Consider the following 23389-nt stretch of genomic DNA (forward strand, 5'->3'; position numbering starts at 1 on the left):
CGTTGGAACAGCATAATGATCATACCGATTGCGGGATTCCGAAATTCGATTCCCGGGAACTGGTGATTCGCGAGGATATAATGAGTAAGGCGAAGGAATTGGCCGAACTGATCGGCACCAGCGAGGAAGTACAGCAGTTTCAAAAGGCCGAGAAGCTGATCCAACAGCACGAACGCATTCAAACGTTGATCAGCGCGATCAAGAAAAAGCAGAAGGAAATCGTCGCGTTCGAAACGTTCCAGAATCAGGCGATGGTGCAGAAGATCGAACGCGAAATCGAGGAGCTGCAAGACGAATTGGACGGAATTCCGCTCGTAACGGAGTTTCAGCAGAGCCAAAGCGATATTAATTATCTGCTTCAGCTGGTCGTTTCCGTGATCCGCGATACGGTAGCCAGCAAAGTGAACGTCGAGTCGGGCAGCGAGCCGGCCGTTTCATCCGGTTACGGAGAGTAAACCAAATCCGTCGGTGCGGAGGCAACCCCTCCGCTTTTTTTCATCCTGTCTGTGAGCCGGTTGATTGAAGCACCGTCACTTCGGAATATTATAATATAAAGAGATGCAAGGATAGGGGGACAGCACGTGGATTGGAACGAAGAAATACTGCGGCGCGACGAGCAATCGTTCTGGGGTCTCTTGGGTCTGCGCCTCCTTTCGGCCGACAAAGCCCGCGTGGAGCTCGGCCTGACGGCACAGGCCTCCCACTTGAATTCCATGGGCATCGTGCATGGCGGCGTACTGTCGTCCATGATGGATCAAGCGATGGGTACGCTGGTAGCGAAGGTGAAAGGCAAGCTCGGGGTGACGACCCATTTGAACGTCAATTTCCTCAGTCCGATGCGTACGGGAGAACTGGTGGTGTCGGCCTTTCCGCTGCATGAGACCCATCGGACCATGACGCTCCGTTCCGAGGTTCGCAACGAAGAAGGAACGCTCGGCTGTATTTCGACGGCTACCTTCCGTTTGCCGAAGTAAGCGGAGGAACCGTCGGCGGGTCAAGATTGCATGAATTCGTAAATGCCGGAATCCCCTCACTCGGCCGGCGTTATCCTAGACGATGTGGTGATACGTGATGAAGGAAGAACAAAAGCAGGTAGTTAATGAGGTTAAAAAATATCGTACGCCGGACGGAATCCCGGCCGATATCGTCATGTTTACGTTGACAAGACAGGAACGAAAGGCATCGACCAAGTCGCTGCCGCGCTTTGATCTGAAGGTCATGCTGATCCGCCGGCGGAGTTGGCCGTTTGCCGGGGCCTGGGCTTTGCCGGGCGGTTTTTCGCAGGAAGACGAATCCCTGTACGAAACCGCGCGCCGTGAACTAAAGGAAGAAACCGGTGTCGACGGCTCCCATTTGGAATATTTGGGTGTGTACAGCAAACCGGGACGGGATCCGCGCGGTTGGATTATCTCCCACGCCTTTTTCGCATTGGTGGAGGAGTGGGTGCTGGAGAAAAGGCAGTCGGCGGACGACGCGCAGGAGGTTGGCTTATTTACCGTACGCGAGGCGCTGGAGGATTTGCAGTTAGCCTTCGATCACCGCGAAATTTTGCAGGATGCCTACAAACGGATCCAGCAGCAAATGCTGCATACGACGATCGCCAAGCAGTTTCTGCCTCCGCACTTTACGCTGGGCGAATTGTATCAAGTGATCCAAACGGTTGTTCCGGATTTCGCCGAGCTGAATTTTATCCGTAAAATTACATCGACGCGCAGCCGTCAGGGGATACTGGAGGAAGTGCGCGACGAGAACGGCAAGCCGATGTTGTCGAATCAGTACTCGCAGCGTCCGGCCCAGTTGTACCGGTTTACCGATTTCACGCCGCAGCTGTCCATTTATACTTAATAACATTAACTACATAAAAAAGCAGCTGCCGAATAGGATTCGAAAGGAGAGACAAAGACTTGAAAGCTCTGATCGTCATCGATTATACGAATGATTTTGTAGACGGCAACCTTCCGGTCGGTCGGCCGGCGATCGATATCGAGCCGGCCGTTTGCCGCTTGACGGACACTTTTGCGGCGCAAGGCGAATTTGTGGTGATGGCCGTGGATCTCCACGAACGGGAAGACGCATGGCATCCGGAGACGAAGCTGTTTCCGCCCCATAATCTCAGAGGGACGGAAGGCCGCGCGTTATACGGCCGGTTGGGCGAGGTATACGAGCGGAACCGGGACCGAATCTATTGGATGGATAAAACGAGGTATAGCGCGTTTTGCGGTACGGACCTGGAGCTGAAGCTGCGGGAACGCGGGATTACCGAGGTGCACCTGATCGGCGTATGCACGGACATCTGCGTGCTGCATACGGCGGTGGACGCTTACAATAAGGGATTTGCCATTACGGTTTACGAGGATGCGGTGGCGAGCTTCAACCCGGACGGGCATGCCTGGGCATTGGGTCATTTCCGCAGCAGTTTGGGTGCGACCGTAACGAACAGCCAGAGAGGATGAACAGGCGATGCCAACCACGAGTTTAGCCCTGCATACCGATAAATATCAGATTAATATGATCTACGCGCATTGGGTGAACGGGACGCATCTGCGGAAGACGGTGTTTGAGGCGTATTTCCGCAAGCTGCCGTTCGGCAACGGGTATGCAGTGTTTGCAGGCTTAGAGAGGATCGTGGACTACATTCGGCAGCTCCGCTTCACGGAACAGGATTTGGCGTATTTGGCCAAGCAGGAAGAGAACTATAAGCCGGAATTTCTTGACTTGTTGCGCGGGTTCGAATTTAAAGGGACGCTGTTGTCGATGGCGGAAGGGGCGCTTTGCTTCCCGAACGAGCCGTTGATCCGGGTGGAAGGCACGATCATGGAGACGCAGTTGGTTGAGACGGCGCTGCTCAACTTCATGAATTTCCAGACTTTAATCGCGACCAAAGCGTCGAGGGTCAAGCGGGTAGCCGAGAATGACGTGCTGCTGGAGTTTGGCACCCGACGGGCGCAGGAGGCCGATGCGGCCATTTGGGGTGCACGAGCCGCCTACGTAGCCGGCTTCGATGCGACGTCCAATCTGCTAGCCGGCGAAAATTTCGGCATTCCGACCAAAGGGACGCATGCCCACTCATGGGTGCAGATTTTCGATTCGGAGCAGGAAGCCTTCGAATTATACTCCAAGGCGTTGCCGGATCAGGTTTCGCTATTGGTCGATACGTTCGATACGTTGAAAAGCGGCGTTCCTCACGCCATCCGTACCGGCAAAATGCTGGAAGCCGCCGGCAAGCGGCTCGGCAGCATCCGCCTGGACAGCGGCGACTTGGCTTATCTGTCGAGCCAGGCCCGCAAAATGCTGGATGACGCCGGCTTGCCTTACGTCAAAATCGTCGCTTCGAACGACCTGGACGAGAATACGATTTTCAATCTGAAGGCACAAGGCGCGAAAATCGATATTTGGGGTGTGGGGACCCAGTTAATTACTGCGGCGGACCAACCGGCTTTGGGGGGCGTCTACAAGCTGGTCGAACGCGAGAAGGACGGCCGAATGGAGCCGACGATCAAAATCTCCGGGAATCCGGAAAAGGTAACGACCCCCGGCAAAAAAGACGTGCTGCGCATCGTCAGCAAGGACAGCGGCAAAGCGATTGCGGATTACGTATGCTTCCCGCACGAGCAGCAGGCGCGTACGGGCGGCAGCCTCCGGTTGTTCGACCCGGTACACCCGTACCTCAAAAAATCGGTGAAAAACTACGAGGCCGTGTCCATGCTTCAGCCGATTTTCGTGGACGGCCGACTCGTGTACGAGCTGCCGACGCTGGATCAAATCCGCCAGTATCACCGGGAGCAGTTGAACTTGTTCTGGCCGGAGTACCTGCGCAAGCTGAACCCGGAAATTTACCGCATCAGCTTAAGCCAGGAAGCATGGGAGTTAAAGCAAAGGATGATCGAGGAATATATGGGGCAGCAGGAGGAGTAAACCCGTCGCTTCGTCCCGAAAGACGAAAAGATCGCTTCTCGCCGTATTCGGCGGAGCGATCTTTTTATGCGCGGAAATAAAAATATTTCTCGGGAAAGCGCAAAAAGCGCTATAAATCGGCGGATCGGCCGCCGGATTCGACAAGTACACCGGAGGACTCATATTGCGTTAGCTCGTTATCATCGCTCCGCCGTTCACGTGAATCGTCTGTCCGGTCACGAAGCTGGAGTCGTCGGAGGCCAGGAACACGTACACCGGAGCTAACTCGAACGGCTGGCCGGCCCGCTTCATCGGCGTTTCCAGGCCAAACGTGGAGACGTATTCCGCGGAATAGCTGGAAGGGATGAGCGGGGTCCAGATCGGTCCGGGCGCTACGGCATTGACGCGAATACCCCGGTCGACGAGCGACAGCGCCAGAGAGCGGGTAAAAGAGACGATTGCGCCTTTGGTGGAGGAATAATCGATCAGCAGCGGTGCTCCGGCGTAAGCGGTAATCGAAGCGGTGCTGATGATCGTGCTGCCGGGCTTCAAATAAGGCAAGGCCGCCCGGGTCATGTAGAAGTGCGGGAAAATGTTGGTGGCATAGGTTTGATGCAACTGCTCGCTGGAAATGGCTTCGATGCCTTGGGATTGGGGAAATTGAACGGCCTGATTCAATACCAAAACATCGAGTTTTCCGAAATAATGCAGCGTATGCTCCACCACCTGTTTGGAGAATGCCTCCTGCCGCAGATCGCCGGGAATCAGCAGGCAGCGCCGGCCGAGTTCCTCGACCCGCCGCTTTGTCGCTTGCGCGTCCTGATGTTCATCGAAATAAACGATGGCCAGATCCGCGCCTTCCTTGGCGAAGGCGATGGCCGCAGCCCGGCCGATACCGCTGTCGCCGCCGGTGATGATCGCGACTTTGTCTTTCAGCTTGCCGCTGCCGACGTAGCCGGGATTTTCCGAGATCGGGGGCGGTACCATCAGCGTCTCCAAACCGGGCTGCCTTGGTTGGTGCTGGGGCGGAAACGTCAGCGGCTGCTCGCGGCATACCGTTTTCGAGCCGTAATAAGGGTACATGGGAATCATGGTTTTTGATCCTCCTGGTTTCTTGTTTTCAAGATATAGTATTCTTTTCCAATCCGGCAGGTGCATTCGCCCAAATCAAGAATGTCTATATGACTTTTGTTACATAAGTCACATCGCATCTATGATAAATTTTAAAATTAAGAAAGATATGCTTTTGTGTGATGTTTTGCACTCATTTACGTCGTGATGAACTCGCATTTGCGAAGAAGGGAGTCAAGCGCGTGGTACAATTACCGAAATTAAACGAGCTGGGATTTTTTGAAATTCGATTGGAATCCATCGGGGGGCTGGGGGCGAACCTGGCGGGAAAAATGCTGGCCGAGGCCGGGGTTGAAGGAGCCGGACTGAATGGGGTCAGCTTTTCTTCTTACGGTTCGGAGAAAAAAGGATCGCCGGTCAAGGCGCATATCCGCTTCTGCGATCTGAACACGCCGATCCGCGATACGTCGCCGGTGGAACGCCCGCATATCGTGGGGATTTTTCAGGAGGCGCTGGCCAAGACGGTCAACGTGATCAGCGGCATTTATGAAGACAGCACCGTGCTGGTCAATTCGCGCAAAACTCCGCAGGAGCTCAAGGAGAAAATGAAGCTGATCGGCGGCACGATTGCGGTTATCGATGCGACCGGCATTGCGCTCGATGAGAAAAACCGGGTGAATATGGCAATGCTCGGTGCGTTGTTCCGGCTATGCCCGTTCCTCGATCCGGAAACGATGAAGGACGTCATCCGCAAATCGCTGGAGAAGAAGTATCCGCAAACCGTGGCCCCGGCCTTGGCGACGTTCGAACGGGGCTACAATGAAGTCGCATTTGAAACGTTTGCGTTGCCGGAGGGCGTCAGCATGCCGGCTTTCGTCCGGGCTGATACGCCGGTGCTTGGCTATGAAACCCAGCCGATCGGCGGGCTCATCGTCAATCCGGGCAACAGCATTCTGAAGGACCTCAGCATTTCCCGTTCCGGGATGATGCCGCATTTCAAGGAAGAATCTTGCATTCACTGCGCTCAGTGCGACAATGTCTGCCCGGACAATTGCTTCGTTTGGGAAGAACGTCCCGACAAGAAGGGCCGGCCGCAAATGTTCCTGACCGGTATCGATTACCAATATTGCAAAGGTTGTTTGAAATGCATCCACGCTTGCCCGACCGACGCGTTGTCCGGGGAGCGGGAAGAAGAAGGGTATGCGGAGGAACATCGCGTGCCGCATCTGTTCGATTTGGCGATTCGCTAATGAAGCGGGAAAGGTGGTATTAAGAACAATGGCGATCGATTTGGAAAAAGAACGCCGCTCGGGCACGGTCGAGCAGCGTGTCGTCTATGAATCAGGGAATGAAATGGCGGCCTACGCGGCCAGCCAGATCAATTATCATATTATGGGGTATTTTCCGATCTCCCCCTCCACCGAGGTGGCGCAATTCCTCGATTTGATGAAAGCGAACGGCCAGCATGACATCAAGCTGATTCCGTCGGACGGCGAGCATAGCTCGGCCGGTATTTGCTACGGCGCATCCACCGCCGGCGGCCGGGTGTTCAACGCGACCAGCGCTCAAGGGTACTTGTACATGCTGGAGCAGATGCCGGTGCAATCGGGGACGCGGTTCCCGATGGTCATGAACCTCGTTTGCCGCTCCATCTCCGGGCCGCTGGACATTCACGGCGATCATTCGGACTTGTATTTTGCGCTCAATACCGGCTGGCCGATCCTGATGTGCCGCGATCCGCAAGCGGTTTACGATATGAACCTGATGGCGATCAAGCTGGCCGAGGACCCGGAAGTCCGGCTTCCCGTCCTGGTGGCCTCCGACGGGTATTTTACGTCCCACCAGAAACGGCGCGTGCACACCTTTGCCAACCAGGAAGACGTCCTGAAGTTTGTCGGCGAACGGCCACCGGGCAATTTCCCGCATACGCTCGACCGCAACCATCCGATTACGGTCGGCCCTTACATGAACGAGCCGGACTACATCAACAACTGCTACCAGCAGTCCGTGGCGATGTATAATGCGGAACGTGTATTTGCACGCATTGCCGGCGAATATGCGGAGTTGACCGGCCGAGAATATCCGATGCTCGACCTCTATCGGATGGAAGACGCCGAGGTCGCGGTCTTCCTGATGAACTCGGCCTCCGAAATCATCAAGGATGTCGTCGACGATCTGCGCCGCCAAGGCATCAAAGCCGGCTCGATCGCGCCGAACATGATCCGCCCGTTCCCGCAGAAGCAAATCGCCGAGGCGTTGAAGAACGTCAAGGCGATTACGGTCGGTGACCGCGGCGATTCCTACGGCGCTTATGGCGGCAACATGGTTAACGAGATTAAGGCTGCGCTGTTTACGCACGGCAACCATACCACGCAGGTGATCAGCCGGATTTATGGGCTCGGCGGCAAGGAGTTTTATGCCGAGGACGGGCATCATTTGTTCCAATTGGCGATCGACGCGGCAAAGGCGGGCCGGGTGGAAGTGCCGTTCGATTACTACGGCCACACGCCGGGCGATCCGGAGAAAACACCGAAGCGGGTTTTGAATCCGCTCAAATTCGAAGATTTGAAGACCGGCTTGATTACGGTCACCAAGAATGAAGAAACCGGGAAGCTGGGCGTGCGCATTCCGCCGCTGCGCGCCTTGACCAAGAAGCCGAAGCGGATTGCACCGGGACACGGCGCTTGTCCGGGCTGCGGGATTTTCTCCGGTCTGGAGCTGTTTTTCAAAGGGATTGAAGGCGATATCGTCGCCCTGTTCCATACAGGCTGCGCAATGGTCGTGACGACCGGTTATCCGTATTCGTCCCATAAAGCGACGTACATCCATAATCTGTTCCAGAACGGAGCGGCTACCTTGTCCGGCGTCGTGGAAATGTTCTGGGAAAGAAAACGCCGCGGCGAGCTTGACGAGCTTGGCCTCCAGGACGATTTCACGTTCGTGATGGTGACCGGCGACGGCGGGATGGACATCGGCATGGGGCCGGCGATTGGCGCCGCGCTGCGGGGTCATAAAATGATCATTATCGAGTACGATAATGAGGGATACATGAACACCGGGGCGCAGTTGTCGTATTCGACCCCTCTGGGTCACCGTACGTCCACGTCGAACATCGGCAAGGTGCAAAAAGGCAAAGCGTTCCAGCACAAAGACACGCCGCAAATCATGGCAGCGACGAACATCCCTTACGTTTTCACGGGCAGTGAGGCTTATCCGCAGGATTTGGTGAAAAAAGCGGCCAAAGCCCAGTGGTACGCGCAAAACGAAGGCCTGGTTTATGGTAAAATATTGATCGCTTGTCCGCTTAACTGGATTTCGCCGGACGATCAGGGCACCAACATCATCGACGCGGCCGTCAACTCCTGCTTCTTCCCGCTGTACGAGGTGGAGCATGGACAAACGACGATTACCTATAATCCGGAAGAGAAGGGCAACCGCATTCCGCTGACGGATTGGCTGAAGACGATGGGCAAGACCCGCCATTTGACGAAGCCGGAAAACGCAGAGGCTTTGGCGGAATTCGAGCAGGAGGTCGAGCGCCGCTGGAAGGTGCTGCAGGCCAAGCATGAAAATCCCTACTTGTAAGGAAGTTCGGTGCTGAAAAGCCGACTTTTTGAACCTTTATTTGAAGCTTTTAATAAAACCGAAGGAAGCGGCATATGGCCGCTTTTTTCGTTAAGTAGAAAATAAGCAAGTGAAGGAGAGTTAGCAGTATGGATCAGTTAATTCGCGCGTTCCGCGTGCATCAGGACGAGTCCGGATTCCGGTCGGGGGTCGAGCGCCTGGACGTTTCGGCGCTTCCTGACGCGGACGTCACCGTCAAGGTGCATTATTCCAGCGTCAATTATAAAGACGGATTGGCGAGCATTCCGGAGGGAAAAATCGTTAAGACCTACCCGTTTATCCCAGGCATTGATTTGGCCGGAGAGGTCACGGCTTCCCGCGACGAACGGTTCCGGCCCGGAGACCGGGTACTGTGCACCGGCTACGGCTTGGGTGTAACGCATGAGGGCGGGTTCGCCGAGGTCGCTCGCGTGCCGGGCGATTGGTTGGTAGCGCTGCCGGAAGGTCTCACGCCCCGGGAAGCGATGGCGATCGGGACGGCCGGGTTTACGGCAGCGCTGTCGGTGCGTCGTCTGCTGGATAACGGACTGGTGCCCGGGCAAGGTCCCGTGCTCGTCCTCGGCGCCACCGGCGGCGTCGGCAGCATGGCTGTCGCGATTCTCAGCCAGCTCGGCTTTGAGGTCACCGCCGTTACCGGGAAGCCGGAGGCGCGGGAGAAGCTGATGGCGTTTGGTGCCGCTGAAGTCCTCTCCCGCGAGGAAGCGGCTTCAGGAGCCAAAGGCGCGCTTGGCATGGAGCGGTGGGCGGCGATCGTCGACCCGGTGGGCGGCGCGATGACCGCCGATCTGCTCAAATCGGTACGGTACGGCGGGTCCGTTGCTTTGTCGGGGTTGACCGGCGGCGGCGGGATCGAGACTTCCGTATATCCGTTTATTTTGCGTGGTGTCAATCTGTTGGGCATCGATTCCGTATTTTGTCCAGGACCGCTTCGGGAGCGGCTTTGGCAGCTTCTGGCCGGCGAATGGAAGCCGGAGCGGGCGCTGAATGCGGGAGTAACCGAGTATCCGCTGGAGCGGCTACCGGAAGCCTTGAATACCGTATTGGCCGGGAAAGCCGTCGGGCGCCAGGTCATCTCGTTGCTCAACTGATCCGTCTGGTATAAATTGGCGAATCTTGAGACAACCTAACACCATCGGCCACATCGGGCTTACAAGCTTAGGTAAAGGATGGGATGCCAATGAAATGGTGGAAGGTTGGATTGGGCGCGGCATTGGCGCTGTCGTTAACAACAGGTTGCGGTAATCTGCAGCGGGTAGCCAAGGATGAGATGAGCAAATACAATATGCAAAGCTACCGGCAGGGGAACGAACGCCAATTGACGAGCGGGACGACGTTGAACACGGCGATGCTGCAAGCGCTGAAAGCGGAATGCGCGCAGCGGGGGATCCGATTGACTCATGAAACCTATGCCGAAGGGCTGGACGGGAATATTAGCTACAGTTATTTTATTAACGGGGATGCGAGACATTTCATTATCGTACACGTGTTTCCCAGCGAGCAGGATCGAGTTCGCGAAATCGCCGAGATTTACGGAACCGGGGACGGCAAACAAGAGATTGCGGCCAACTCGACCGCCGGTCAAGCTTCCGTGATCTCGGTCAAGGACAACACCGCTTTGGTCTATGCTTCGAACGCACAGAAGGACAGCCAATACCGAGAGGAAATGCAGGCGGTATTTGGCCGGTTGCTGGAACAAATGAACGATCGTCCGGAGTAAGGCGCGACCTAGCTTGCCGATAAAAAACCAACCGCTCCCTTTGTTCAAGGACGGGAGCGGTTGGTTTTTTCGCGTTGTTATTTCTTGTAGATTTCGCGCATGACATGACGCAGTTCGGGAAGGATGATCCGCTCCATCGCCAGTTTGACGGCGCCCTGCGAGCCGGGCATGGAGAAAACGGCCATGTTGCTGATCGTCCCGGCGATCGCGCGGCTGAGGATGGCGGCCGAGCCGATATCCTCGGTAAAGCTCAGGTAACGGAAAATTTCCCCGAAACCCGGCATCTCCTTATTGAGCAAGCTTCGGACCGCTTCATAAGTGGTGTCACGCGGTGCGATACCGGTGCCGCCGCTTAACAGGACGACTTCGATCGTACGGTCCGAGGCCGCCTCCCGCAGCAGTTGGCGGATGCCGTCATAATCGTCTTTTACAATAGTATAGCGTGCAACGTGATACCCGTTCTGCCGAAGCAGCTCTTGAATCAGCCGGCCGCTGGTATCGTTCTCTTCCGTTCGGGTATCGGAGACGGTGATTACGAGGCAGGATACCTCGTCCGGCGCTTCCATCCGGTGTTCATCGACGGATCTCATCAGGTTCGCTCCCTTTCTTTGGATGTATATCCATTGTATCATGTTTGACCGACCCGGGCGGTGCGGGAAAATGGGGTTGCATGTGTTGTAAGGTTGGTGTAAACTCGCATTCGTATGCATTATGTTTTAGATCTGTAGGAGATGAGGTGGAAATCGGGATGACGCCTGTTTATATATTGTCCGGTTTTTTGGGAAGCGGGAAAACGACGCTGCTCCAGCGGCTGATTCGTCACTGGCGGGAGCAGGGGCTTCGTCCGGCCGTGATCATGAACGAGATCGGGGAAGTGAACCTCGATGGCTTGCTCGTATCTAGCGAGGTGCCGATGGCCGAAATGCTGGGCGGCTGCATTTGCTGCACGATTCGCGGCGACCTAAGCGTGCAGATGGCAGAACTGATCGAAGGGGAGAAGCCGGATTTGATTGTGATCGAAGCGACGGGCGCGGGCAATCCGATGGAAATTTTCGATGCGGTAACCGAGGTGTCGCTGTATCTCGAATTGGACATCAAGCCGATGGTGACGGTCGTCGATGCCGCCCATCTGGCCGATTTGCACGCGTCGCAGCGGGGAAAGACGTACCGGCTTATGATGGAGCAAATCCGCTGCGGCTCCGTGCTGATCTTGAATAAAATCGACCTGCTCGAACCCGATCGTCAGCGGGAAATGGCGGAGTTCCTACACCGTACGAACCCTTACGCGCGGATGATCCCGGCGGTGAAGTGCGATGTGGATGTATCGGTTCTATGGAAGCCGGCAGCGGAACAATACAGCGAAGCTGTTCATAAGCAAGCTCATGATTCTGATGAGTATAGACATGATCATGAACATCATCACCGTGATATTGGTGATGATCACCACCAGGATCACGGTCACGTTCATGCATTGCATGAGCATGTCACCGTGTACACGCACTATTTCGGCGGGCCGGTAGACAGCGGAGACTTCGAGCGCTTTATCGCTGAATTGCCTCGGGAAGTCTACCGCGGCAAAGGCGTTTTGCGGTTTGCCGATACGGCCAGCCGTTTCCTGTTCCAATACGCCTACCGGGAAGCCGATTATCTGAAAATCACGCCGCAGGGGGACGTTCCTGACGTAGCTGTGTTTATCGGCGAGCATTTCGATAAACGGGAGATCTCCCGGCGACTCGAGGCGCTGGAGAGTAAACAACCGATGTAGAGAAAAAAGATCCACCCCCGGGAAATGTACGTCACCGGCCAGTATCGGGTGGAAATCAAGCGTCTGCCTTAATGCAAAAAAACAACCGTCCTTAACTTAAAGGAACGGTTGTTTTTCTTATCCGGCATTAGCTTGGATTGGCTACCGGCGACACGGCCGGCCCGGCGCCGGGAGCGGCCGGAACGTCAGCGGCCCCCAACTGCAGCCGGTACATCTGATAGTATCGGCCGCCCAGCGCCAGCAGCTCGTCGTGCGTGCCGCGTTCGACGATTTCGCCGCGATGCAGCACGAGGATCTGATCAGCGCTGCGGATCGTAGACAGCCGGTGGGCGATGATAAACGTCGTCCGGCCGCGTTTCAGCACTTCCAGCGCGGACTGAATCAACGCTTCGGTTTCCGTGTCGATGTTGGCTGTCGCCTCATCGAGGATCAGAATCGCCGGGTCGAATGCCAACGCCCGAGCGAAGGAAATCAGCTGACGTTCGCCGGCAGACAACGTGCTGCCCTTTTCCACGACCGGTTCGTCCATGCCTTTCGGCAAATGGGCCAAGATCCGGTCCGCGCCGACGTCGATCAGCGCTTTCTCCGCCGTCTCTCGGGAGATGCGCTCGTCGCCGAGCGTCACGTTCGACAGGATCGTCCCGGTGAACAGGTACGGATCCTGCAGCACGATTCCCATATGCCGGCGGATCCACTGCTTGGGCAGCTCCGTCACCGGTTGGCCGTCGATCGTGATCGTGCCTTTTTGCGGATCGTAGAACCGGAACAGCAGGTTGATGATCGAGCTTTTGCCGGAGCCCGTATGTCCGACCAGCGCAACCGTCTGGCCTTGCTTCGCCTCGAAGGAGATATTTTTCAGCACGTAATCCTTCTTGTAGGCGAACGAGACGTCCTTAAATTCCACATTCCCTTTGTAGCGCGGCATCGAACCGTCAACGACGTCCTCGCCCGGTTCGTCCATGAGCGCGAACACCCGTCCGGCGGATACCATCGAGGAATCGAGGGCCGCCAACTGATTGACCATCCCCGTAATCGGCTGGAACAGCCGGCCAAGCACGTCGACGAAAGCGTATAGCACGCCAAGCGAAATCGCGCTTGTGCCGTCAAGCTGCGCCGAGCCGAAATACCAGAGCACGGCGGCAAACGCCAGATTGCGGATCACATTGACCAGATTGTGCGAGGTGAAAGCGTTCAGGTTCAGCATTTTGTTCTGGTGCTTCATGTAGTCGTTGTTCAGATTCTCGAACTCTTCCTTGGTTTGCGACTCGCGGCGGAAAATCCGGATGATCGACATCCCCTGGATCGATTCGTTGATGATAGCGTTAATCTCGCTTAACCGCGAGCGGATGATCGTGTTGTATTTCGTTGCGAACTTGCGGTAGAGCACGACCCACAGGTAAATGATCGGGACGACGAACAAGCAGATGAGCCCGAGCCGCATGTCAAGGATAAACAAGGCGACGTATACGCCCAGCATATTGATGATCCCGGAGAAGAAGTTCGCCAGCACGGCGATAAACAGCTCCTTGACCGCCTCCGTGTCGTTGGTGACGCGGGAGACGACTTTCCCGGCCGGCAGATTATCGAAAAAATGCACCGGCAGCCGCTGAATATGGGCGTAAACGTCCATGCGCAGCTTGCGGATGACCTGGTTGGCCGAAGACTGCAGCCAATAGGTTTTGCCGAATTCCATCACGATGGACACGGCCAGGAACACGAGATACCAGATGATGAGCGACATAATGCCAGGTACTTCAGGTTTGTAAAAAGCGAACAGATCCGCTGCGCTAAGTTTCTGTGCCGGATATTCGCGGCTTGCGCCGTCCTTTCCGGTGAGGGTCAGGACGCCGTCCGCGAAGCTGCGGTCGCCGGAGACATCCGGGACGGCCGCCTCCACGAATACGAAGCTTTTGCCGACTTGCAGCACGCGGACTTCGGCGCCTTTGGCTTCGCCTTCCGCGAAGCGGTCGCCTCGTTTAAAGTTGCGCCCGTCGTAGGAGGCGGTATATTTGTCTTTCACCGTCGTTTCGTTAAACGGCTGCTCGATCGCGAGCATATGATCGTCGATCATCGAGCGGGCGATAAACGGGCCGGCCAGCTCGGCGGCCACGCCGATCGCCAGCATGACGAGCGCGAGGATAAACGTTTTTTTCGCCGTTAAGGCGTATTTGAAAAGTGCTTTTCCCGTATGGGTGTGCATCGTATTAAGACACCTCCCCGTCGGTCAGGTTCGATTCCACCTGCTGACGTTCGTATTGTTCACGGTACCAGCCGCCTAGCTGCAGCAGCGTTTCATGGGTACCTTCTTCGATGATCCTGCCTTTTTCCAGTACAACGATCCAATCCGCATGTTCAATGGCGGACAGGCGGTGCGTGGAAATCAGCGTCGTTTTGCCGGAGCGCTGGCTGCGGATGTTTTCGATGATCCGCGCCTCGGTCCGGGCGTCGACGGCAGACAAGGCGTCGTCGAGAATCAAGAGTTCCGGGTCGGCGATAAACGCCCGGGCCAGCGAAACCCGCTGCTTCTGGCCGCCGGAAAGGGCGACGCCTCTCTCGCCGACGAGCGTATCCAGTCCGTCGGATAACGTGCCGAGGTCCTGGTCGAAGGCCGCCGTTCGGATCGCCTCGAGAATTTTCTCGTCGGATGCGCCGGGGCAGCCGAATTGAATGTTTTGCCGCACCGTCTTGGAGAACAGGATTTGCTCCTGCGGCACATATCCGATCCAGCCGTGCAGCCGGTCCAGCGCAATTTGCTGAATCGGCACGCCGGAGATGGTCAGCTCGCCGCTTCCCACCGGATATTCGTGCAGCAGCTGCTTTAGCAGGGTGGATTTGCCGCTGCCGGTGCGCCCGACGATCCCCAGCGTTTCGCCGCGTTTAATCGTCAAGTCGATATGCTCGAGATTATGGATGGTCGAAGTCGGATAACGGAACGTAACGTCCTTGAACTCGATCGTCTCCGGCGTTTCGACCGGGATCGGGTTCGGAACGTCTTCGACGTCCGGCTTCTCGTTGAGCGTTTCGTTCACACGGTCCAGCGAAGCGCCGCCGCGCTGCATGATGTTGATCAGCTCGCCGATCGCAAACATCGGCCAAATCATCATCCCCAGGTACATATTGAAAGATACGAGATCGCCCAGGGTAAGTTCATTATGAAAGACGAGATAAATGCCGTAGGTGAGCCCTATCGCATAACTAAGTCCAACGCATAAGCGGATCGTCGGCTCGAAATAAGCGTCGACTTTGGCAACGGCCAGATTTTTCTTATAAACGTCCTCCGTTATATCCGCAAAACGTTGTTCGTCATGGCGTTCTTGGACATAGGCGCGAATGACGCGGATTCCGGCAACCGACTCCAGCACCTGGTCGTTCATATCCCCGAAGGCATCCTGCGCCAGCGTGTAGCGTTCATGAATGATCTTTCCGTATATTTTCATCGCCAGAGCGATAAAAGGGAGCGGGATGATCGCAGCCAGCGTCAGCTTCCAACTGATCAGCGTGCTCATCGCCAGGAAAATCACCGTGAGGTACGCCGTCGAATCGGTCAGCGTCAGCATCCCGAAGCCGGCGGTCTGGGCGACCGACCGCAAATCGTTCGTCGCCCGGGCCATCAGGTCGCCGGTACGGCTCCGCTCGAAGAACGGCGGCGTCATCCGCAGCAGATGACTCATGAACCGGGTCCGCAGCAGCCGCTCGACGAGGTTCGAACCTCCGAACAGGGAATGCATCCATATGTACGTAATGAGGTAGATGAAGATCAATACGCCAATGATCAGCAATATATATTGAGTTAATGAAGCCCAAGTGACCGTGCCGGCCACGATTTCATCGATCGCGCTGCCGAGCAGCCGCGGCGGAGCCAGCTCCACGATACCCACGAAAATGAGCAGGAACAAACCGATGATATAGCGCCTTTTCTCGCGCTTGAAAAACCAGCCCAAATTTTTTAAAACCGAAAACATGATGGGGTTTCCTCCTTTGAATTCCGATTGCGTGGCTTGCCGGAAAACCTCTACAAGTGTGCTAAACCTGCAAAAAACCGCAAAAAAAGCATACCGTCCGAAAACGATATGCCTTGAAACCATAACATATGTCGCGTTCGTTACTTATATAGCAAGCAACCTTCGCGTGTATGATATCGCTTATACCCTTTATAAAGCTAAGGGGGCGGTCAGCGCATAGATTCATCCAAGCCTGCAGGGGTTGCTCCGGTATTCAATTGTTTGATGCGATGCGCATCGTAATGCGTAACCATAAATTTGATTTCCAACACCGTGCTCACCCTTTCTTATGATTTGGTAATTACTTGAAAAGCGATCTCGTATGTTCCCGATTTTAGCACCGCTTTAAAGAGGATGTCAAACGTTATTTTTTTCAGTAGCTATCTAATCCCCCCTTGTCGTATCGAACAAAGGTTTGGCTTTTGGGCCGGTTTCGTCTACAATAAAACTAAAAGTTTAGGCGTAACGGAACGGAAAAACCTTATTTGTCGATTTCCCGCTTATTTCCCATTCTAACGGATTCCAGAGGCCTTAATGAGTCATATGGCAGCGAAATAGCCGCATAAGTTCGATATAAAGTCTTCTAGTTCCGTTAGCGGCTAAAACACCGGAATTGCGGATAAATAAGGTCTCTACGTTCCGTTAGCTCAAGGTTCGCGTAATAAGAGGAGGGAATCCATGATGATTCACGTAAGTAACGAGGCTGCGGATTGGTTCAAGCAGGAGCTCGGACTTGAAGCGGGGCAGGCGGTGCGCTTCTTTGCGCGCTACAGCGCGGGGGGCAAGCTGCATCCGGGATTTTCGCTCGGAATCGATATCGATCAACCCGTGTCGCCGGGCATCAAAGCGGAAGTGGGGGGCATCACGTTCTACATGGAAGACCAAGATATGTGGTATCTTGACGGGTACCACCTCAATGTGTCTTATGATCAGCAACGGGGTGACATCGAATACGAATATGAGGCTGAGGCTCCCAATTGAGCCTAGGCGAGAGGCGTACCGCGACATCGTTACATCGATAGAATCCAAAAAGGCCCGTCATCCTATACGGGCCTTTTCCTTTGTTGGATGGGACGGACGGGCGTGGGCCCGACAACCGTCAAAGGGTCAAATGATGCTGTCTTCCATCGCAAATTCAAAATCGCCGATATCGTAGACCTGCACCGGCACCTCCGCCTCAATGATCCGCCGGATCAGTTCAAGCTGATCGGTCAGGATCGGCACGTTCTCCCGCTGGGCGGTCAGGGCGATTTCCGTTTCGATCGGATCGAGAAACTCGCCGTATTGTTCGTTGTCCACCGCGTTGACCACGGTCCAGGTCACATGATCGCCGAACAGGATCGAAGGGCTCTTGGACCAAGGTACGGTCAACGCCCGTTCCAGTTTTTTGCGGTTCAGCGGTTCTTCGAGATAAGCGATCAATTCGCTGATTTTCTGCTTCACGTGCATATCGTCGACGGGGTCGTTCATGAGCGGCTCCGGACTGTTCTGAAATTCATAAAGCTCCATGACGGTGGTGTAAGGTACAATATATTCTACGGGCGCACCCGGCACCAGCAATTCACCATATATCGCCACCATCACGGCTTCGATCACAAATCGGCGTGACATGGTCATCCTCCTAAAACGGCCAGTTACTCGTAGCTGTCCCAAAGCATATGACAACTCAATTTATTAAGGAGTATACCACAACCGATGGATAAATTCAGCTTTACCGCACGAAAATCGGCGTTTATCTACGGAAAGGGGGACGGACGGGAAATGAATAATAGGCGCATGGAGAACAATTATGCCGGACTCTCGCATGAAACGCTGCGCTGGGTCGAAACACGGGAGGAACAAGACGCCGAGGTTGTCTCGGCGGTGTCCCTGAAAGGCGGCATCTCATCGGCGGTTTACGGGTTAAAAATAAAACAGGGGGATACCTGCCACGAAGCGGTGCTCAGACAATTTACCAATACGGAGTGGCTGCGGGAAGAGCCGGAGCTCGCTTGGCACGAGACGGCGGCGCTGCAGGCGGCCGGCGCGGCGGGACTGCCGTCGCCGCGCTGGCTCGCCTGCGATCCGGACGGCAGCGCCTGCGGCTTGCCGTCCGTGCTGATGTCCCGGCTTCCCGGCCGGGTCGTGCTGGATCCGGCGGATCTGCCGGGTTGGCTGAACGGGCTCGCCCGGACGCTGGCGGAGCTTCACGCGGCTGAAGTTCCGCCGATCGGGTGGAGCTATTTTACCTATAACGAGGTATCCCGATTGACCGTGCCGGAGTGGACCTGCGTTCCCGAAGCGTGGCGGAGAATCATCGACCGCGTTCAAGGACCGCCTCCCCCCTTCCGGCCGCAGTTCATTCACCGCGATTATCATCCGACGAACGTGCTATGGCGGGACGGGCAAGTCAGCGGCGTAGTGGATTGGGTGAACGCCTGCATGGGCCCGGCCGGAATCGATACCGGCCATTGCCGGTTGAATCTCGCGCAGATGTACGGCGTGGCGGCGGCGGATGCCTTTTTGGACGGCTATCTGTCTGTTGCCCGGCAGGGCGGAAGCGATGCGAACGCTCCTTATTGGGATATGCTATGCCTGATCGAAATGCTGCCGGGGCCGCCGGAAGTGTACCAGGGGTGGCCGGATTTGGGGCTTGACGCTCTAACGCCGGAGTTGATCGCCCGCCGCTTGGACGAATATGCCGAGAGTTTGGCCCGAAAGCTGGACTGATCCGAGCGGACGGGGAAGAAACAATTAGAGGATGTGCTCGCGACTTGAAACATTGGAAAGCCTATTTGACGTTCGTTCGGCCTTATACGAAATGGATTCTGCTTACTTTATTGATCGGGATGCTGAAATTCGGCATACCGTCTCTGCTGCCGCTGGTGCAGAAATACGTGGTGGACGATATCTTGCTGAACGGCGGGATGGAGCTGGAACAAAAGGTTTCGCAGCTCATGATCGTACTCGGGGCCACGTTGTTTCTGTTCGTGATCGTTCGGGGGCCCGTGGAATATGCGCGGCAGTATTTCGCCCAACGGATCACAGCGCGGATTTTGTTCGATTTGCGCAACAAGCTGTATGGCCACCTGCAGCGGTTGTCGCTACGGTATTACCAAAACACGAAGGTGGGGGAGATCATTTCCCGCTTCATTAATGATGCCGAACAAACGAAGAACATCGTCGAGGTCGGCATGATGAACGTCTGGCTGGACATGTTTACACTGGTGTTTGTGCTGGGCTTTATGTTTTATTTGAATCCTTGGTTGACGCTCGTGTCGATCGCGATTTTCCCTTTGTATGCGATCGCGGTGAAAGTGCTGTACAAGCGCTTGAAGAAGCTGACCAAAGACCGCTCGGCGGCGCTCGCCGGCATTCAGGCTTATTTGCATGAACGCATTCAGGGCATCTCGGTCATCCGCAGCTTTGCCTTGGAGCGGCACGACCGGAAGAAGTTCGAAGGCACCAACGGCCGATTTTTGCAAAAAGCGCTGGCCCACAGCCGCTGGAACGCGTGGACGTTTGCGATCATCAACACGCTGACTGACATTGCGCCGCTGCTCGTGATCGGGTACGGCGGTTACCAGGTGATTTACGGGGATTTGACCCTGGGGACGTTTGTAGCCTTCTTCGGCTATCTCGACCGGTTATACGCCCCGTTGCGCCGGTTGATTAACTCATCGACGACGTTGACGCAGGCTTCGGCTTCCTGGGAGCGGGTGCTGGAGCTGCTGGAGGAGCCGTACGACATGACCGATAAGCCGGATGCGGCCGTGCTGCCGCAGGGTAGCCACGGGGTGGCGTTCCGGGACGTGTGGTTCAAGTATCGGGAAGACGGCGACTGGGTGCTCAGAAACATCTCGCTCGAGGTAAATCCCGGCCAAACGGTCGCGTTCGTCGGTATGAGCGGCGGCGGGAAGTCATCGCTGGTCGGGCTGATTCCGCGGTTCTACGACGTTCAGCGGGGAACGTTGACGGTGGGCGGCCGGGACGTCCGCGAGTGGACGATGGAAAGCTTGCGCAGCCGGATCGGTATGGTGCTGCAGGACAATTTCCTGTTTAGCGGCAGCGTGCGCGACAACATTCTGTTCGGCCGGCCGGACGCGGACGAGGCGGCGGTGATCGAGGCGGCCCGCGCGGCGAATGCGCATGATTTCATCATGCGGCTGCCGCAGGGCTACGACACCGAGGTCGGGGAGCGCGGCGTCAAGCTGTCCGGCGGGCAGAAGCAGCGGATCGCCATCGCCCGCGTCTTCTTGAAGGACCCGCCGATCCTCGTGCTCGACGAGGCGACGTCCGCGCTCGACCTGGAGTCGGAGCACCTGATCCAGCAGTCGCTGCAGCAACTGGCGCGCGCCCGCACGACGCTGATCGTGGCGCACCGCCTGTCGACGATCACCCACGCCGACCAGATCATCGTTCTGAAGAACGGCGAAATCGCCGAGCGCGGCACGCACGATGAGCTGATGGCGATCCCGGACGGCGTGTACGCGCAGCTGTACAGCATCCAGCACTTAGGCCCGGCGGAGAGCGGGGAGCCGAGAGAGGTCGAATGATCCATGCCAATGATCCCGCAGCCAGCCTAAATAACGTGATTAAATCACCTTATTTTGCTGATTTCAGCCCTCTAGGGGGCTAATTAAGGTAAACAAGTAACGCTATTGCTCGGAGGTGGAGGGAAATGCGGGCAGTTGGAGTAACATAAGGTGATAAATTCACTCTATTTCGCTCAAATCCGGCGATGGAGAGGAAATAAGGTGAAAAAGTAACGCTATTGCTCGGAGATTGGGCGAAATGCGGGTAGTTGGAGTAACATAAGGTGATAGAATCACTCTACTTCGCTCAAATTCGGCGAAGGTGAGGGAATAAGGTGAAAAAGTAACGCTATTGCTCGGTGATTGGGCGAAATGCGGGCATTTGGAGTAACATAAGGTGATAGAATCACTCTATTTCGCTCAAATTCGGCGAAGGAGAGGAAATAAGGTGAAAAAGTAACGCTATTGCTCGGAGAATGGGCGAAATGCGGGCATTTGGAGTAACATAAGGTGATAGAATCACTCTATTTCGCTCAAATTCGGCGAAGGAGAGGAAATAAGGTGAAAAAGTAACGCTATTGCTCGGAGAATGGGCGAAATGCGGGCAGTTAGAGTAACATAAGGTGATGGATTCACTCTATTTCGCTCAAATCCGGCGAAGGAGAGGAAATAAGGTGAAAAAGTAACGCTATTGCTCGGAGAATGGGCGAAATGCGGGCAGTTAGAGTAACATAAGGTGATGGATTCACTCTATTTCGCTCAAATCCGGCGATGGAGAGGAAATAAGGTGAAAAAGTAACACTATTGCTCGGAGAATGGGCGAAATGCGGGTAGTTGGAGTAACATAAGGTGATGGATTCACTCTATTTCGCTCAAATCCGGCGATGGAGAGGAAATAAGGTGAAAAAGTAACACTATTGCTCGGAGAATGGGCGAAATGCGGGTAGTTAGAGTAACATAAGGTGATAAATTCACTCTATTTCGCTCAAATCCGGCGATGGAGAGGAAATAAGGTGAAAAAGTAACGCTATTGAGCAGGGCAGGACAGAGCAGGGCAGAGCAGGGAAAAGTGAAGGCTGCGTCCGGGACCAGCTCACCATCAAAAAGGTTGTTCTCCCCGGCAAACCTTGTCGGCAGATCAAAAAAAGGTTGTTCACACCGGCAAACTTTTGCCGGCAGAACAACCTTTTTTTGCCGCTACAGCTTCCCGATCACCAGCGACAAAATGCCGGCGGCGATCAGCGGGCCGACGGGGACGCCGCGGAAGAAGGCGACGCCCAGCACCGTCCCGATCAAAAGACCGGCGACGATGGTCGGCTGGTTGCCCATCAGGGTCGCGCCGCGGCCGCCCAGCCAGGCAACGAGCATACCGACGCCGATGGCGAGCAGGGACTTCCAGTGGAAAAAGGAAGCCCATAACGTCTGGATGGAGATTTTTCCGCTGGCGACGGGCGTCATCACCCCGATGGTGAGAATGATGATGCCAAGTGTCAGGCCGTATTTCTCCAGCCAGGGGAAGGTCGTGTGCAGATGCAGCACGCGAAGCAGCAGCAACACGATCATCGCCACCGTAATCGGCATGTTATTGCTAAAGATGCCAAGCGCAGCCAGCAGCAGAAGCAGCAGGGCCGTCACGTCAATTTGATTCATGATCCACCTCCTGCGGTGAAATCCGTTAGCGTTAGATTGTTATTCTTTGCGAGTAGCCCTCGAGCCTAGAATATGCTCGGCAATCAGCTTGCCGTGGCCGCGCCCGGTTTCGATGAAAACCTCGTTGGCGTTGCGTCCGGACGCGATCACCCCCGCGACATACAGCCCGGGCACGTTCGTCTCCATCGTCTCCGGATTGAACACCGGCTTCTCCATATCGCCGGCCATTTCGACCCCGGCGGAGAACAGCAGCTTGCGGTCGGGACGGAACCCGGTCAACGCCAGGACGAAATCGTTGGCCAGCTCCGACGTTTCTCCGCCAGCCGCTTCAATCACCACGCGGGCGGGCAGGATTTCGACCACCCGCGAGTTTAGGCGCAGGGCAATTTTGCCTTTGCTCACCGCGCTTTCGAACAACGGCCGCACCCATGGCTTGATGTTCCCGGACAGATCCTCGCCGCGATACACGACGGTGACCTCGGCGTTCACGCGCACCAGTTCCAGCGCCGCATCCACCGCGGAGTTGCTGCCCCCGATGATCGCGACCTTCGTTCCGGTATACGGATGGGCCTCCTGAAAATAATGCGTCACCTTGTCGGTATTTTCTCCCGGAATTCCTAAAATATTGGGGTGATCGAAATACCCCGTCGAGATGATGACATGTCTGGCCTGGTATGACGCCGGCTCGCCGCCGCGCTTCACCGAGCGAACGACAAACGTGCCGTCCGGCTGCGGCGCAACTTCGTTCGCTTCCTCATAGGCCGACACGGGGACGCCATAATGATCGCTGACTTTGCGGTAATAGGCCAGTGCCTCATGGCGGTAAGGCTTATCGTTTGCCGACGCAAACGGCACATCCCCGATTTCCAGCAGCTCTGCCGTACTGAAAAACTGCATATAAGTCGGGTAGGAATAGATGGAATGAACAAGGCAATGTTTCTCCAGAACGAGCACCTGCAGTCCGCGACGCTGGCATTCGATGGCTGCCGACAGACCGCATGGCCCTGCTCCGATGATGATGACATCCAGCATGGGAACCTCCTAAATGACATAGAATTCAAACGATTTTTCAAAACACTTCCATCCTACCGCAAATGACCGGGAATTGCCAACCATCCGCTAACGTAAGCCGGGGACGAAGGTTGTGGCAATC

Annotated in this window: 20 protein-coding genes; 13 read left to right on the forward strand and 7 right to left on the reverse strand. The window is 55.7% G+C overall.

The features are described 5' to 3' along the window. The first annotated feature begins 2 nt into the window (after positions 1-2). From ACZF99_RS11420 to ACZF99_RS11440, 5 genes are all read left to right on the forward strand, one after another. A complete protein-coding gene (locus ACZF99_RS11420; protein ID WP_483611841.1) occupies positions 3-455 on the forward strand; it encodes a YlbF/YmcA family competence regulator in 453 nt (150 codons plus the stop codon). A gap of 126 nt (positions 456-581) precedes the next feature. Then, positions 582-974, forward strand: coding sequence for a PaaI family thioesterase (locus tag ACZF99_RS11425; protein WP_483611843.1), 393 nt, complete (start codon positions 582-584; stop codon positions 972-974). Positions 975-1071: 97 nt separating this feature from the next. Then, a complete protein-coding gene (locus tag ACZF99_RS11430) occupies positions 1072-1845 on the forward strand; it encodes an NUDIX domain-containing protein (protein WP_483611845.1) in 774 nt (257 codons plus the stop codon). A gap of 59 nt (positions 1846-1904) precedes the next feature. Then, positions 1905-2453, forward strand: a complete 549-nt coding sequence (locus ACZF99_RS11435) for a cysteine hydrolase family protein (protein WP_483611847.1) — start codon at positions 1905-1907, stop codon at positions 2451-2453. A gap of 7 nt (positions 2454-2460) precedes the next feature. Beyond that, positions 2461-3915 carry a nicotinate phosphoribosyltransferase gene (locus ACZF99_RS11440; RefSeq protein ID WP_483611849.1) on the forward strand — a complete coding sequence of 485 codons (1455 nt, stop codon included), beginning with the start codon at positions 2461-2463 and terminating at the stop codon, positions 3913-3915. A gap of 168 nt (positions 3916-4083) precedes the next feature. On the opposite strand, the gene ACZF99_RS11445 is transcribed toward ACZF99_RS11440, so the two are convergent. After that, the gene (locus ACZF99_RS11445) at positions 4084-4986 is read right to left on the reverse strand and encodes an SDR family oxidoreductase (RefSeq protein WP_483611851.1); all 903 of its coding nucleotides are present in this window, start codon (positions 4984-4986) and stop codon (positions 4084-4086) included. A 221-nt stretch (positions 4987-5207) separates the two neighbouring features. On the opposite strand from ACZF99_RS11445, the gene ACZF99_RS11450 reads away from it, so the two are divergent. The 4 genes from ACZF99_RS11450 (at position 5208) to ACZF99_RS11465 (ending at position 10306) form a co-directional block, all read left to right on the forward strand. After that, positions 5208-6215, forward strand: coding sequence for a 2-oxoacid:acceptor oxidoreductase family protein (locus ACZF99_RS11450; protein ID WP_483611853.1), 1008 nt, complete (start codon positions 5208-5210; stop codon positions 6213-6215). 28 nt (positions 6216-6243) lie between these two features. Continuing rightward, positions 6244-8550 (forward strand): thiamine pyrophosphate-dependent enzyme, encoded by a 2307-nt coding sequence (locus tag ACZF99_RS11455; protein ID WP_483611855.1) that lies wholly within the window; start codon positions 6244-6246, stop codon positions 8548-8550. A gap of 128 nt (positions 8551-8678) precedes the next feature. Further along, on the forward strand, positions 8679-9677 hold the full coding sequence (locus tag ACZF99_RS11460) for an acrylyl-CoA reductase family protein (RefSeq protein WP_483611857.1): 999 nt from the start codon (positions 8679-8681) through the stop codon (positions 9675-9677). An 89-nt stretch (positions 9678-9766) separates the two neighbouring features. Beyond that, on the forward strand, positions 9767-10306 hold the full coding sequence (locus ACZF99_RS11465; protein WP_483611859.1) for a hypothetical protein: 540 nt from the start codon (positions 9767-9769) through the stop codon (positions 10304-10306). 77 nt (positions 10307-10383) lie between these two features. On the opposite strand, the gene ACZF99_RS11470 is transcribed toward ACZF99_RS11465, so the two are convergent. After that, positions 10384-10896, reverse strand: coding sequence for a MogA/MoaB family molybdenum cofactor biosynthesis protein (locus ACZF99_RS11470; protein ID WP_483611861.1), 513 nt, complete (start codon positions 10894-10896; stop codon positions 10384-10386). A 158-nt stretch (positions 10897-11054) separates the two neighbouring features. On the opposite strand from ACZF99_RS11470, the gene ACZF99_RS11475 reads away from it, so the two are divergent. Further along, complete coding sequence (locus ACZF99_RS11475; RefSeq protein ID WP_483611863.1) at positions 11055-12071, forward strand: CobW family GTP-binding protein; 1017 nt, start codon at positions 11055-11057, stop codon at positions 12069-12071. 127 nt (positions 12072-12198) lie between these two features. On the opposite strand, the gene ACZF99_RS11480 is transcribed toward ACZF99_RS11475, so the two are convergent. Both ACZF99_RS11480 and ACZF99_RS11485 read right to left on the reverse strand, forming a co-directional pair. Beyond that, positions 12199-14271: an ABC transporter ATP-binding protein gene (locus ACZF99_RS11480; RefSeq protein ID WP_483611865.1), complete on the reverse strand. Its 2073-nt coding sequence runs from the start codon at positions 14269-14271 to the stop codon at positions 12199-12201. A 4-nt stretch (positions 14272-14275) separates the two neighbouring features. Further along, the gene (locus ACZF99_RS11485) at positions 14276-16033 is read right to left on the reverse strand and encodes an ABC transporter ATP-binding protein (protein WP_483611867.1); all 1758 of its coding nucleotides are present in this window, start codon (positions 16031-16033) and stop codon (positions 14276-14278) included. Between the two features lie 717 nt (positions 16034-16750). Between ACZF99_RS11485 and ACZF99_RS11490 the strand changes: the two genes are divergently transcribed. Continuing rightward, the gene (locus ACZF99_RS11490; protein ID WP_483611869.1) at positions 16751-17053 is read left to right on the forward strand and encodes a HesB/YadR/YfhF family protein; all 303 of its coding nucleotides are present in this window, start codon (positions 16751-16753) and stop codon (positions 17051-17053) included. 126 nt (positions 17054-17179) lie between these two features. Here the strand turns inward: ACZF99_RS11490 and ACZF99_RS11495 are convergent, their stop codons facing one another. Continuing rightward, entirely contained in the window at positions 17180-17683 is a 504-nt protein-coding gene (locus ACZF99_RS11495) for an ADP-heptose synthase (RefSeq protein WP_483611871.1), read from the reverse strand. Between the two features lie 84 nt (positions 17684-17767). Here ACZF99_RS11495 and ACZF99_RS11500 point away from each other — a divergent pair, with 84 nt between their 5' ends. Beyond that, entirely contained in the window at positions 17768-18781 is a 1014-nt protein-coding gene (locus ACZF99_RS11500; protein ID WP_483611873.1) for a phosphotransferase family protein, read from the forward strand. A gap of 44 nt (positions 18782-18825) precedes the next feature. Next, a complete protein-coding gene (locus ACZF99_RS11505) occupies positions 18826-20607 on the forward strand; it encodes an ABC transporter ATP-binding protein (RefSeq protein ID WP_483611875.1) in 1782 nt (593 codons plus the stop codon). A gap of 1176 nt (positions 20608-21783) precedes the next feature. Here the strand turns inward: ACZF99_RS11505 and ACZF99_RS11510 are convergent. Together ACZF99_RS11510 and ACZF99_RS11515 are read right to left on the reverse strand one after the other, a co-directional pair. Next, positions 21784-22236 (reverse strand): DUF441 domain-containing protein, encoded by a 453-nt coding sequence (locus ACZF99_RS11510; protein WP_483611877.1) that lies wholly within the window; start codon positions 22234-22236, stop codon positions 21784-21786. Positions 22237-22275: 39 nt separating this feature from the next. Beyond that, positions 22276-23268, reverse strand: coding sequence for a YpdA family putative bacillithiol disulfide reductase (locus tag ACZF99_RS11515; protein WP_483611879.1), 993 nt, complete (start codon positions 23266-23268; stop codon positions 22276-22278). Positions 23269-23389: the final 121 nt, after the last annotated feature.

This window comes from Paenibacillus sp. JL3B1040 (genome assembly GCF_057063165.1).